We start from the raw sequence: 13,378 nt of genomic DNA, 5'->3' as shown, positions 1-13,378 counted from the left end.
GCTGTCGGCGGGCCGCCCCGTAGCACCGGCAGCAGCCGGAAAGTAGCTCATCTATTGACCCACCGGGTCTGGCGGCTGTCACCAGGGCCCCCGTATCCTGCGTTCGCTCCGGTGGCTCCGACGCCAACGGCGCTCACTCCGCGGGGGAGAGGAACTGGACATGTCGAGGCAACCTGTCGTGGGCTGTCCGGCCACGAGCGTGCCTGACGACGCGGGGATCTCGATCCTGGACCAGCAGCCTCCGGAGCCGGAGCACGAGAGCCGCGACCAGCAGGTGACCGAAGCCGCCGAGGCCCCACCCGCATCGGCGGCAGCGGACACCGGCCCGCGGCCCGGTCTCGACGTGACCACGGTCCTGCCGTACGCCGGTTCCCGCGCTTCGGCCCGTACCCGTGGTCTGCGTGCCTGGATGTTGACCGCGCCGGCCGACGTCGCCGCACTGCTGTCGCCGCTCGCCGTCACCCAGCAGTACTGGCGCGGCACCTTCGTGATGACCGCCCTGACGGTGGCCGTCTTCGCCGCCGGAGGGCTCTACCGCGCCCGCCGCCACGTGAGCATCCTCGACGAGTTGCCGAGCCTCTGCGGCCGACTGCTGGCCTCCTCGGCGATCGTCGTGATCATCGCGGCGCTGCGCCACGACTCCCCGCAGTACCTCGTCGGATTCATTCGCGGCATGGCCATCGCCGCCGTCCTGGTGTTGGCCGGTCGCCTGCTCACCCGGGAGATCGCCACTCTGGCCCGCCGTCGACGGTGGGTGGAGCACAACGCCATCATCATCGGCAGCGGGCCCACCGCCGTGGAACTGGCCCGGTTGCTGCGTCGCTACCCCCGCTACGGGCTGCGGTTCGTCGGGCACGTCGACAGTCCGTCCCCGGCGACCTCGTCCACGGTGCCCGTGATCGGCACGCTCGACCAGCTCGGGCACCTGGTACGGCTGACCGAGTGTGACGTGTTGATCGTCGCTGATCCGGACTGTCCCGAACTTGTGCTGATGGAGATCCTCCGGCAGCCCACGGTCGCCACCTGCGACCTGTGGGCGGCTCCCCGCCTCTGGGGCTCCCGGTCCCACGGCGACCACATCGGCGCCATCCCGATCGTCAAGGTCGGCGACACCACCCTGTCCGGGCCGCACTGGGCACTCAAGCGCGCCTCCGACGTGCTCTTCGCCGGCTCGGCCCTGCTGTTGCTCAGCCCAGTTCTGCTGCTCTGCGCCTCGCTCGCGTTCGTCGACGGTGGGCGCGGCGTCTTCTTCCGGCAGGAACGCATCGGCCGGCACGGTCGGCCCTTCGACATCATCAAGTTCCGCACCATGCGTCCCCTCGACGAGCAGGAGTCGCAGACCAACTGGTCGATCGCGCACGACCGGCGGGTCTCCCCGATCGGACGTTTCCTCCGGCGTACGTCCCTGGACGAACTGCCTCAGCTCTGGAACATCCTCAAGGGCGACATGAGCGTGGTCGGGCCGCGCCCCGAGCGCCCGCACTTCGTGGAGAAGTTCTCCGCCGAATATCCCAGCTATGCCATGCGTCACCGGGTGCCGGTGGGACTCACCGGCCTCGCCCAGGTCAGCGGCCTGCGAGGTGACACGCCGATCTCCGATCGCGCCCGCTTCGACAACTACTACATCGAGAACTGGTCACTGTGGCTGGACGCCAAGGTGCTCCTGCGGACGGTGGCCGAGGTGTTCCGCGGTGGTGGTCGCTGACCGATCTGCCATAGTCCGTGCCGTCGTCCGGACCGGACCGGCGACCTGATCGCCCGCTCGCGACCGGCGACGCCCTCACCGACGTGCCCCTGAACCCACCGGCTCCGCCCCCACCGCGTGCAGCCGAACCGCTTGGAGAAATCCCGATGCCGGACGTTTCGGTAGTCATCCCGACGACGGGCAGGCCCAGCCTCGCCGAGGCGGTCGCCACCGCCCGCGCGCAGCGAGGTGTCTCGGTGCACGTGGTCGTCGTGTGCGATCTGGCCGAGGTACCGACCAGCGTGTCCGAGTTGCGCGGCCAGATCGACGAGATCGTCTGCACCGGCGGCGGACGACGCGGCTCACACGCCCGCAATCTCGGCGTACGGCATGCCGCGCCCGGTAGCCACGTGGCGTTCCTCGACGACGACGACGCGTGGTTGCCCGGCAAGCTCGCCGCCCAACTGCCCGTCCTGGAACGGCTGGCCGGCGAGGGCTGGTTGCCGGTGGTGTCGTCGCGGACGCTGCAGCGCAAGGCGGGCGCCGATCCACTCCCCTCCGCCGTGCCGAGCACGCTGATCGCCGACGGCCAGCGACCGGAGGACTACCTGTTCCGTCGACGGCAGCTCGGGGTGGCACGCCAGTCGCTGCCCACCTCGACGCTGCTGACCACCATGACGCTGGCCACGCGATGCCCGTGGGACGAGTCGCTGCCCCGGCATCAGGACTGGGACTGGCTCGTCCGGGCGGCCCGACTGCCGGGTGCGAAGATCGCGCAGATCGAGGAGGCGACCGCTGTCTACACCGTGGGCAGCCCCGGCTCGATCTCGGCGGGCGCCGACTGGCGTACCTCATGGGCCTGGGCCCAACGCTGGGAGGGCGTCTGGGCACCGGAGACCTTCGCCGACTTCGTCACCGCACAGACCCTGCGGTACGCGCTCCAGGCCCGTGACCGCGAGGGCGTACGCGAGATGGTGCGTGCGATCCGACGCAACTCCGTCCCGTCGGCGAGCAACGCCGTTCTCGCGGCACTCGGCCTCGTGCCGCGCTCCGCGCTCGAACGGGTGGCGATGCGCGGGTCCCGGAGCACCGGCGGCGTCCCCACGGGTGGGCAGCAGTGATGCGTCTGCACTTCGTGCTTCCCCAACTGGAACCGCTGTACGGCATGGAACTCGCCGCCGCGCTGCTGATGCGGGGACTTCAGGACCAGGGCGTCGAGGTGTCGGCGACCGTGGTGTCGGGGCCCGTCCCGACCACCCTGGGCGACCTGGCGATCGACACGCTCGGTCTCGGCACCCGGATCACCCGCCTGATGGAGGCGGTCCCGCCGCTACGACGCCGGTTGCCACGTCTCCCGGCGGACACGCAGATCGTGGCGAGCGGACTCTGGGGCAGTGTCCCGACCGGTGCCGCCTTGACCGGCACCGGTCGCGAGTACGTCGCCTGGGAACACTCCCTGCTGCCGGAGCGACTGCGCATCGACGGCCGGGTCCGGATGCTCGCCCGGGCGGCCCGGGCCCGCGCGTTGCGGCCCCGACTCGTCGTCGCAGTCTCCGACGGTGTCGCGCGGACCGTCCGGCGACTCGCTCCCGGGCAGCGGGTGGTGACGATCCTCAACCCGATGCCGGCCAAGCCGTTCGTCGCGCCACGCGAGGTGCCGGACCGGGCGCGGATCGGCCTGCTCACCACGGCCGCCTTCCGGCCGTACAAGAACCACTCCTGCGCGCTCGAAGCGCTGGCCCTGCTGCCCGCGAACTACCACCTGACGCTCGCCGGCGACGGGGAGGAGCGTGAACTGCTGCACGCCACGGCGCGCCGGCTCGGGTTGCAGGACCGTACGACCTTCCTCGGCCGGGTGCCGACGGTGGCCCGTCTCCTTGCCGAGGCGGACGTGCTGGTGCATCCGTCCCGTGCCGAGACGTTCGGCTTCAGCCTCGTGGAGGCCGCCGAGGCGGGGTTGCCGGTCGCCGCGCTGCCGGTGCCCGCCCTGGACGAGATGATCCCGACCTTCGTCCCGGGCACGCTGGCGGCGGACACCTCGGCGGAGGCGCTCGCCGCCGCGATCGTGCGGCTGGCCGGGGACGGGCGCCCGGGCGTCACGGACTTCGAGAAGGCGTGGCACGCCCGGTGCACCGAGTTGGACCCGGCGACGGTCGGTGGCCGGTGGGTGGAGGCGTTGACGTGACGACGGTGCCCGGGGACGCCGCACCGCCGGTCGCCGACGCGGACGACGGTCGTCCACGATCCGGTCGACGGATGCCGTTCCGCGCCGGTCGAGGCGACGGTTTCCTGCGCAAGTCCGGCACCTTCTTCACCGGTACCCTGCTGCGCACCCTCGCCCAGGGCGCTCTCTTCGTGCTGCTGGCGCGGGAGATGCCGATCAGCACGTACGGTCTCTTCGTCGGTGTCACCGCGCTGGTCGCGGTGGTCTCGCCCTTCGCGTCGGCCGGTGCGCCGAGCCTGATCATGCAGAACTACGCGGACGCGCCGGGCGAGTGGGCCCGTCACCTCGTACGTGGGCTCTTCCTGTCCACGGTCTTCGGCTGCGCGGCCACCGTCCTGGTCGCCGCCGCGGGGCTGGCCATCTGGGGCGCCGACGTCGGACTGGTGGACCTGCTGTGTCTGGCCTTCGCCGACCTGGTCGCGTGGCGGCTCATCGAGGCCGTGGCGGCGTCGATCCAGGTACGCGGTCGGATCCTGCTCGCCGCGCTGATCCCGGCCCTGCTGCACGTCTGTCGGCTGGCCGGCGCCGTGGTGCTGGCCGTCGCGGCGGGACCGATCACGTTGCACGAGTGGGCGGTGACGTCCGTGGTGCTGTCCGTCGTCGTGTGCGTGCCGGTGATCCTGTACGGCCTGCGTGGCGGCGACCGACACGGGATCAGCGTCCGGGGTTACCTCGGACAGGCTCGGACCGGGATGCTCTTCGCCGTCGGGCTGTCGGCCCAGTCGGTCTACAACGACGTCGACAAGGTCATGCTCTCGCGTCTGGGCACCCCCGAGAGCGCCGCCATCTACGCCGCGGCCTACCGGGTGGTCGACCTGGCGTACACCCCGGCCCGGTCGATGAGCGCGATCGCCTATCCCCGGTTCTTCGAGGCGGGCCGGAACGGCCCTCGGGCGGCCCTGCGAATGGCCCGAGGCCTGTTGCCGCGCTTCCTGGCCTTCAGCGTGCCGGTGAGCCTGCTGCTGGTCGCCTTCTCGTGGATGATGCCGCTGGTGTTCGGTGCCGACTTCGAGGCAGCCGTGCCGGCGCTCCAGGGTCTGAGCGCACTGCTCGTGCTGAAGTCTCTGCACTACCTCGCCGCGGACGCCTTGTCCGGAGCCCGGATGCAGGGGCGACGGACGGTCTGCCAGATCGGCGTCGGTGTGCTGAACGTCCTGCTCAACCTGTGGCTCATTCCGGCGTACGGCTGGCAGGGTGCCGTCTACTCCAGCCTGGCCTGCGACGCGCTGCTCGCCGTACTGCTCTGGGGGTGTCTCGCCGTCGCCGTCCGCCGCGACCCGGCGGGCACGCCCCCCGCGCCACGTCCCATGGAAAGGGTCTGAGGTGACCACACTCTTCGGTGTCCTGCTGAGCGCCACCGGTCTCGCGGTGGCCGGCTGGCTGGTGTACGCGCGTAAGGCGGTCGCCGCCAGCTTCGGCGATGCGTCGACCGCCGTCGCGCTCATCGGATTCGCGGTGCTCGCGAACGCCGCGCCCGTACTGGCCGGGGACCACTCGTCGGCGCTCATCGGCGTCCTGGTGTTCGCCCTGGTCGTCTGGCTGCTCGTGGCACGCCGCGGACGGCTGGCCGGCCTGCCCGAGATCTGGCGACGGATCTGCCTGGGGTTGGCCGGGGCCGTGCTCGTCTGGTGCGTCGCCGTCGACGTCCTCACCGGCGACGGCGTGTACGGGTCACGTCTGCCGGCGTACGCCGCCGCCGGTCTGCTGTTGGTGGCGGCCTGGTTGCTGGCGACGGGGGCTCCGGTGAGCCTCGGCGCGATGGCATACACCGGATTGGCCGTCCTGTCACTGCTCACGATTCCGACGGCCGTCTACGGACAGGCGTGGCGGGCCTGCACCGATGGGCAGTTGGAGAAGTGTTCGCTGGCGGGCGGACTGTTCAAGAGTTTCTACGACTCCGAGAACTACATCGCTCTGATCACCTCGTTCACGCTGGTCGCCGCCGTCTGCGCGTTGCGCCGGGCCGAGCGGTGGGCGGTGGTGGCGTTCTGCCTGCTGGTCATCGTGGCGACCGGGTCCCGGACGAGCTACCTGGCACTGGCCGCCGTCGGCGTCTGGGTGCTCGGCGCGTGGGTGCTCCAGTGGTACCGGCCGTACCAGCGGATCCACTTCGCCCTCTGTGTGTCGCTGGTCGTCGGCGCCGCCGCCGTAGCCACCTATCTGACCTGGAGCGCCTCCAAGACCACCCTGAGCAACCGGGGGAACATCTGGATCCACGTGCGGGAGTACATCGCCGGTGCGGAGGTCACGGGTGTGGGCGTCTCCAAGTGGTACTACCTGCGGGACATCGGCGAGGCTCCGCACCACTTCTTTCACTCGGGTTACGTGCTCGCCATCTTCTCCGGCGGTTTCGTCGCACTGACCCTGTGGGGCCTGTTGCTGGCCACGCTGCTGCGCGCGCCTGTCGTCGACGGGCGCGTGTTCTCCGCCAAGGCGCCGGCGGCACTCTTCGTGATCTACTCGTTCACCGAGGTGGTCTGGAACCCGCTCTCGGTCGACGGACTCACCTGGATCTTCGTCCTGATGGTGCTGACGAGGTCCGCGCTAGGATCGACCGACCCCGTCCCGGTCGACGCGACTGCCGACCACCGACCGGGAGCGCTGGCCCGGCTCCGCCGCAGGACCGGCCTGCCCTCCTTCGGTCGTACGCCCACCGAGGCGCGTGACTGACCGGTCTCCGCCACGGTCGTGGCGAACCGCATGTCCGCTGGTGTGAGGAAGGACCCGATGTCGTCAGGCTCCCTCACGGCGCCGGTTCATCGGGCCGCCGCTCGGCGGCCGTCGACGCCCGGCTCGGGTTTCCGACCGGACATCCAGGGACTGCGCGCGTTCGCGGTCGTGGTGGTGATCCTCGAACACGTCTTCGGGTGGCCGGCCGGCGGGTTCGTCGGCGTCGACGTCTTCTTCGTCGTCTCCGGTTTCCTGATCACCGGCCTGCTGCTCGACGAACACGACCGCCGAGGACGGATCTCCTTCACGGACTTCTATCGTCGACGGGTCCGCCGAATCCTGCCGCTGGCGATGCTCGTCCTGGTGAGCACGTACCTCGCGTCGTCGCTGCTGTTCTTCGGCGAGCGGGTCCGCGCAACGGCCTGGGACGCGCTCTGGGCCGGCCTCTTCGCGGCCAACTGGCGGTTCGCGTCCACCGGCACGGACTACTGGCAGACCGACGGACCGGTCTCGCCGTTGCGGCACTACTGGTCGCTCTCCGTCGAGGAGCAGTTCTACCTGGTCTGGCCGGTGCTGCTGGTGGCGGTGCTCGGCCTGGCCGCCCGACGGGGCCGGTACGGTAGCGGCTCCCGGTGGGCGGTCGGTGTGGTGCTGGCGGCCGTGGTCGTCGCCTCCATCGCGTTCGCCCTGTGGGAGGTCGGTCACCGCCCGACCGTCGCGTACTTCTCGACCTTCTCCCGTGCCTGGGAACTCGGGGTGGGTGCGCTTCTCGCGGTGGCGGCACCGCTGCTGGCCCGGATCCCGGCCCCGGCCCGCCCGGCATACCAGTGGCTCGGCCTGACCGGCCTGGTCGTCTCGGTGCTCGTCATCACCGCGCAGTCGCCCTTCCCCGTCCCGGGCGCCTTCCTGGCGGTGATCTCGACGGCCCTGGTCATCGCCGGTGGCGTCGGTGGCCAGCGGCTGATGTTCCCGCTGACCAACCGGGCGGTCGGATACGTCGGTGACATCTCCTACTCGCTGTACCTGTGGCACTTCCCGTTGCTCGTCCTGATCGGGGCCGCCCTGCCGACCGGTGGACACGTCGTCGCGCTGCTCACGCTCGTCGGCACGGCGGTGCTCTCGGTGCTCTCCTACCACCTGGTGGAGAATCCGGTCCGTCGATCGTCCTGGTTGGAGCGCCGGCCTCCGCGCATGCCCCGACCCACCGGTGTGGCCCGGGTCCGCCGTATCGCTGGTCTGGTGGCGCTGGCCGCCGTGACGGTCACGGTGGGCACGGTGGCGGTCCGGACCTCGTCGTCGCCGCAGGTCGTACCGGAGGTGGCGGTGGTCGCCTCGCAGCGGGAGCTGTCGCAGCAGATCGGGGCGGCACTCGACGCCGCCGACTGGCCAGTGCTGACCCCTCCCCCGGGCGAACTGGACACTCTGGGATTCACGCGGGGGGACGGCCAGGGTTGCCGGCCCTCGGTCCCGGAGGGCAACGACTGCACCGTCACGCCGCGTCCCCGCAGGCTGGCGGTCGTCGTCGGAGACTCGATCGGCAGTGCCTGGCTGCCCCTGGTGCGGCGGGTGCTCGAACCGGACGGGTGGGAGGTGCGGGACCTGACCTACGCCGGCTGCCCCTTCCTCGCCTCGGACACGGTGTCACCGACCGCGAGCATCACCGAGGCGTGCCCCGGTCACCGGCGGGCGGTACGTACCGTCATCGAGAACAGCCGGCCGGATCTGGTGATCCTCAGCAACGCCTACCGGCAGCGGTTCGCCGACACCGGCGGGAACCCGTCGCTGGCCGAGTGGGAGCAGGCCGCCCGCACCGCCAAGGAGAGGTGGCTCGGAGCGGCGGGCCGGGTGGTGGCCCTGCAACCGCCGCCGCTCGGCCCCGACCCGAAGACCTGCATCACCCGGCTCTCGGCGCCCCGCGACTGCGTCTCGACGCTCTCCGAGGAGTACCGGTCGTACGCCGAGGCCGACCGGCGGGTCTGGGGTGGTAAAGGTTCCTGGTACGTCCCCACCACCGACTGGTTCTGTCTCTCCGGCCGGTGCCCCATCTTCATCGGCGGGGTCATCGTCCGACGCGACGGCAACCACGTCACGGCCGACTACGCCCGCCGGTTGGCCCCGCTGTTCGACGACGCGCTGACCCCGGTCCTCGATCGACCGTCGACCGACTAGTCCCACTCGTCACCGTGCGTTCGGTCGCCGCCGCAGCAGGACCAGAACCACGATCCCACCCACCAGTGCGACTCCGGCCGCGACCAGCAGCGGTACCGCCCAGCCGGGCCGGGCGGACGGCACCTCGCCACCGGCGGCCACGGACGCCTCCCGGTACGCCTGCGCCAACGCGTTCGTCGGTGCCGCCTCCGCCGCCTCGGCGAACCGGGCGGCGGCCTCGGCCTCGTCGTCACCGAAGTACGCGTCCAGGGCGCTGCGGTAGAGCCGGTCCGGCTCGCCGAGAGCGTGCGCGACACCGGCCGCGTCGAGAAGTCCGGTCATCCGGGAGACCGGGACCACGAGCCGGTTCGGCCGGTCGGGCTGCAACAGGTCGTTGTCGAGCATCCCCACCACCCGGCCCTGCCCGTCGACCACGATGCCGCCGCGGGACGAGGAGCCGATGTCCTCGTTGATGCGGTAGGTCGACGACTCGACGTCCAGCTCGGTCACCTGCACCGGCTTGGCCAGCACCTGGTAGGCGGCGGAGCGGTAGTCGGTGTCGGTGGTGCCGTAGCCGAGCGCGTGCAACGCCGTCCCGGCGGTGACGGTGGCCGAGGTGTTCAGCTCCACGGCGGGCAGGTTCGCCTGGTCCAGCTTCACCAGCGCCAGATTGCCCTCGTCGAGGCTGAGCGCGCGGACCACGGTGCCGGGGATCGCCGCGCCGTCCTTGAGGTCGCCCTTCGCCACGTTCAGCTGTCCGTGCAGGGTGGCCGCCGGTGGCGTGCCCGCCTCGGGTCCGGTGAAGACACTGCTCGCCAGTCGGGCCCGGACGAAACCACGGACCTCGGCGGCCTTCAGCTCGCCGTCGGCCACGCGGGTGTCAGCCAACGAACCGAGCGCGTGTTCGAGCAGGATGTCCGGGGTGGGCTGCACGCACTGCCCGTTGGTGAGCACGTGGCCGTCGTTGTTGACCACGACCCCGGTGCACCGACGGCTGAAGGTGAACGGCTCCGGGTGCAGCAGTGCGTTGTCCTGCCGGTTGCGGATGAAGCCGGTGAGGACGGCCTCCAGGAAGACCATCGACGGCGCCGCGGTGGCGAGGGTGCGCTCCTCCGCGCTGCGCGGCGTGGTCTCCGCCCACGGCTTGAGCCCCGGTGCGGGCGGAGTGGCGGTCGGGGCGGGAGCTGGCGTCGAGGGGTCGGACCCGCTCGCCGAGATGGCCCAGACGCCGGCGCCACCACCGGCGACGGCAGCCAGGAGCAGCGCGGCGACCGCGACCCACAGGCCGGTCTGCCGCTTGGGTGGTGCGGAGGGCTGGATCCGGCGCGCCGGGGCGGTGAACGGATCGTGCTGCGGCGGATCGTCGAGGGACGGACCGAGGCCCGGGGAGATCGGCGCACCCGAGACAGGGTCGACGTGACCCGGCTGCGTGGGTACGCCGGAGACCGGTCGCGGAGCAGCCGAGACCGGCTGCGGCGGCCCGGAGACCGAGTGGGGCGCACCGGAGGTCGGATGCGGCGGACCAGAGGTAGGGTGCGGGGCACCGGACACCGGGCGCGGCGGACCGGAGGTGGGGTGGGGCGCACCGGACACCGGCGCGGGCGGACCCGACACCGGCGGCGGGGCCGGCGTGGGTACGGGCTGGTAGTCGACCCCGAGGGCCCGGAAGAGTTTCTCCGCAGCCGGTCCGGTCTCGGCGGGATAGGCCACCCAGGGCGCGGTGGCGGAGAAGTCGGCGTAGGTGAAGGGCAATCCGCCGGGCGCCTGCGCCAGGTTGTTGACGATCCCCGCGAACGCCTCGCGCCAGCCCGGAGTGGCGGCCACCGCGGCGTCGAGCACCGCCACCGTCACGAAGCGGCCCTGCCCGTCGATAGCCGCCCACGCTTTGCCGACCGGTGACCCGCCGAGCAGATGGGTGTACCGGTAGGGGCCGTCCGGCTGCATGACAACTCCTCTAGTCGACCGCCGTGCGGATCCTATCGACCCGCCGCACCTCGCCCTGCCCGCCGGTCGTGACCTCCCCGCGCCCGACTCGAACCCGCAGGTCACGAACGGTTGCGGAAACGGACGGGTTGCTTCGTGAAAGTTTTCATGCATAGAGTCAGCGAATGAATGACGGAGCCACCGTCGCGTCGACCGAGCGGATGGTCGGCCTCTTCGACGGGGTGCGGCTGACCCCGACGCAGCGGCGCATCGCGCACTGCCTGGTGCAGCACGCGCCCTCCGTCGGCTACCTCTCCGCCGCCGAGGTCGCCGAGTTGGCCGGGGTCAGCCAGCCGTCGGTCACCCGGTTCGCGGTGGCGCTCGGCCACGACGGTTATCCGGCGCTGCGCCGCCGGCTGCGCGAGCTGACCGCCGCCGCGCCCGGTCCGACCACCGCCGGCAACGAGCTCCAGCAGGCGGTACGCGCCGAGATCGGCAACCTCGACCGGCTGGCCGAGCAGCTCGCCGACCGGGAGCGCGTCGCCGAGACCGGGCGGCTGCTCGCCGCCAGCCGTCCGCTGCCCGTGCTCGGCCTGCGCGCCGCCGCGCCGCTGGCCGCGTACTTCGCGTACTTCGCCGCCAAGGTGCACCCGGACGTGCGGGTCCTCGACGACGGGGGCAGCCTGCTCGCCGACCGGCTGGAACAGGCGGCCGAGGCCGGCGCCGGCGCGCTGCTGGCGTTCGTGCTGCCTCGTTATCCCCGGGAGACCCTGGACGCGCTGGGCGAGGCCCGGGCCGCCGGGCTGACCGTGGTCGCGATCACCGACTCGCCGGTCAGCCCGGCGACCGAGCACGCCGACGTGGTGCTGGCCGCAGCGGTCGGCGCGCAGCTCGTGTTCGACCTGCACACCGCTCCGATGACCCTGGCCATGGTGCTGCTCCAGGCGATCTGCGACGCCGCCCCGGCCGAGACCCAGCGGCGGCTGGAGGCGTTCGAGGCCTCGGCCACCCGTCGTCAGTTGTTCCTCGGTTAGGAGGAGTTCCGCACATGACGCGATCCACGTCGACCACGCCCGGACACATCCGGGCCGCGCGCGGCACCGAGCGCACCGCCAGTGGCTGGCCGCAGGAGGCCGCGCTGCGGATGCTGATGAACAACCTCGACCCGGAGGTGGCCGAGCGCCCCGACGACCTGGTCGTCTATGGCGGCACCGGGAAGGCCGCCCGGGACTGGCCGTCGTACCACGCCCTGGTGCGTACGCTGACCGACCTGCGCGACGACGAGACGATGCTGGTGCAGTCGGGCCGGCCGGTCGGGGTGCTGCGGACCCACGAGTGGGCGCCCCGGGTGCTGCTGGCCAACTCCAACCTGGTCGGCGACTGGGCGACCTGGCCGGAGTTCCGTCGGCTGGAGCAGCTCGGCCTGACCATGTACGGGCAGATGACCGCCGGTTCGTGGATCTACATCGGCACCCAGGGCATCCTCCAGGGCACGTACGAGACCTTCGCGGCGGTGGCCGAGAAACGGTTCGGCGGCACCCTCGCGGGCACCCTGACGCTGACCGGCGGGTGCGGCGGGATGGGCGGGGCCCAGCCCCTGGCGGTCACCATGAACGGCGGTGCCTGCCTGATCGTGGACGTGGACCGCACCCGGCTCGAACGGCGGGTGCACGACCGGTACCTGGACGAGATCGCCGACGATCTGGACGACGCGGTCGAGCGGGTGCTGGCGGCGAAGCGGGACCGCCGGGCGTTGAGCGTGGGCGTGGTCGGCAACGCCGCCACGGTCTTCCCCGAGATGCTGCGCCGGGGCGTACCGGTCGACGTGGTCACCGACCAGACCAGCGCCCACGATCCGCTGTCGTACCTGCCGGAGGGGGTGGAGCCGGCCGACGCCCGGGACTACGCGGCGGCCAAGCCGGCCGAGTTCACCGACCGGGCCCGGGCGTCGATGGCGAAGCACGTCGAGGCGATGGTGGGCTTCCTGGACGCCGGTGCGGAGGTCTTCGACTACGGCAACTCGATCCGGGGCGAGGCGCAGCTCGGCGGGTACCAGCGCGCCTTCGACTTCCCGGGCTTCGTGCCCGCGTACATCCGGCCGTTGTTCTGTGAGGGCAAGGGGCCGTTCCGGTGGGCGGCGCTCTCCGGCGACCCGGCCGACATCGCCGCCACCGACCGGGCGATCCTGGAGCTGTTCCCGGAGAACGACTCCCTGGCCCGGTGGATCCGACTGGCCGGCGAGCGGGTCGCCTTCCAGGGCCTGCCGGCACGGATCTGCTGGCTCGGCTACGGCGAACGGGACAAGGCGGGCGTACGGTTCAACGAGATGGTCGCCGCCGGTGAGCTGAGCGCCCCGGTGGTGATCGGGCGGGACCACCTGGACTGCGGCAGCGTGGCCAGCCCGTACCGGGAGACCGAGGCGATGGCCGACGGCTCCGACGCGATCGCCGACTGGCCGCTGCTGAACGCTCTGGTCAACACCGCCAGCGGGGCGTCCTGGGTCTCCATCCACCACGGCGGTGGGGTGGGCATCGGCCGGTCCATTCACGCCGGTCAGGTCTGCGTGGCCGACGGCACCGCGCTGGCCGGGCAGAAGATCGAGCGGGTGCTCACCAACGACCCGGCGATGGGGGTGATCCGGCACGTCGACGCCGGGTACGACGCCGCCCGCGAGGTCGCCGACCGTACCGACGTCCGCGTGCCGATGGCCGGTTCCGAGTGAGGAAGGG

At 71.9% G+C, this 13,378-nt stretch carries 9 protein-coding genes; 8 read left to right on the top strand and 1 reads right to left on the bottom strand.

All coding sequences use genetic code 11. The annotated features are described in order from the left end of the window. The first annotated feature begins 160 nt into the window (after positions 1-160). The 6 genes from ABT008_RS03825 (at position 161) to ABT008_RS03800 (ending at position 8,747) form a co-directional block, all read left to right on the top strand. Positions 161-1,705 carry a sugar transferase gene (locus tag ABT008_RS03825; protein ID WP_350693396.1) on the top strand — a complete coding sequence of 515 codons (1,545 nt, stop codon included), beginning with the start codon at positions 161-163 and terminating at the stop codon, positions 1,703-1,705. A gap of 146 nt (positions 1,706-1,851) precedes the next feature. Then, on the top strand, positions 1,852-2,805 hold the full coding sequence (locus tag ABT008_RS03820; protein ID WP_350693394.1) for a glycosyltransferase: 954 nt from the start codon (positions 1,852-1,854) through the stop codon (positions 2,803-2,805). Beyond that, a complete protein-coding gene (locus tag ABT008_RS03815) occupies positions 2,805-3,869 on the top strand; it encodes a glycosyltransferase (RefSeq protein ID WP_350693393.1) in 1,065 nt (354 codons plus the stop codon). The genes ABT008_RS03820 and ABT008_RS03815 overlap by 1 nt, the downstream gene beginning before the upstream one ends. After that, positions 3,866-5,230, top strand: coding sequence for a lipopolysaccharide biosynthesis protein (locus tag ABT008_RS03810; protein ID WP_350693392.1), 1,365 nt, complete (start codon positions 3,866-3,868; stop codon positions 5,228-5,230). Before ABT008_RS03815 ends, ABT008_RS03810 begins: the two co-directional genes overlap by 4 nt. Position 5,231: 1 nt before the next feature. Further along, positions 5,232-6,578 carry an O-antigen ligase family protein gene (locus tag ABT008_RS03805; protein ID WP_350693391.1) on the top strand — a complete coding sequence of 449 codons (1,347 nt, stop codon included), beginning with the start codon at positions 5,232-5,234 and terminating at the stop codon, positions 6,576-6,578. A 57-nt stretch (positions 6,579-6,635) separates the two neighbouring features. Continuing rightward, entirely contained in the window at positions 6,636-8,747 is a 2,112-nt protein-coding gene (locus ABT008_RS03800; protein ID WP_350693390.1) for an acyltransferase family protein, read from the top strand. A 9-nt stretch (positions 8,748-8,756) separates the two neighbouring features. Here the strand turns inward: ABT008_RS03800 and ABT008_RS03795 are convergent, their stop codons facing one another. Continuing rightward, positions 8,757-10,670, bottom strand: a complete 1,914-nt coding sequence (locus ABT008_RS03795) for a trypsin-like peptidase domain-containing protein (protein ID WP_350693388.1) — start codon at positions 10,668-10,670, stop codon at positions 8,757-8,759. A gap of 164 nt (positions 10,671-10,834) precedes the next feature. Here ABT008_RS03795 and ABT008_RS03790 point away from each other — a divergent pair, with 164 nt between their 5' ends. Together ABT008_RS03790 and hutU are read left to right on the top strand one after the other, a co-directional pair. Continuing rightward, positions 10,835-11,683 carry a MurR/RpiR family transcriptional regulator gene (locus tag ABT008_RS03790; protein WP_350693387.1) on the top strand — a complete coding sequence of 283 codons (849 nt, stop codon included), beginning with the start codon at positions 10,835-10,837 and terminating at the stop codon, positions 11,681-11,683. Between the two features lie 14 nt (positions 11,684-11,697). After that, a complete protein-coding gene (gene hutU, locus ABT008_RS03785; RefSeq protein ID WP_350693386.1) occupies positions 11,698-13,371 on the top strand; it encodes a urocanate hydratase in 1,674 nt (557 codons plus the stop codon). Positions 13,372-13,378 lie beyond the last annotated feature (7 nt).

Source organism: Micromonospora sp. NPDC002389 (assembly GCF_040296095.1).
Classification (GTDB): Bacteria; Actinomycetota; Actinomycetes; order Mycobacteriales; family Micromonosporaceae; genus Micromonospora.
Note: the sequence above shows the minus strand (reverse complement) of the source record. Positions and strands in the feature narration are given on the sequence as shown.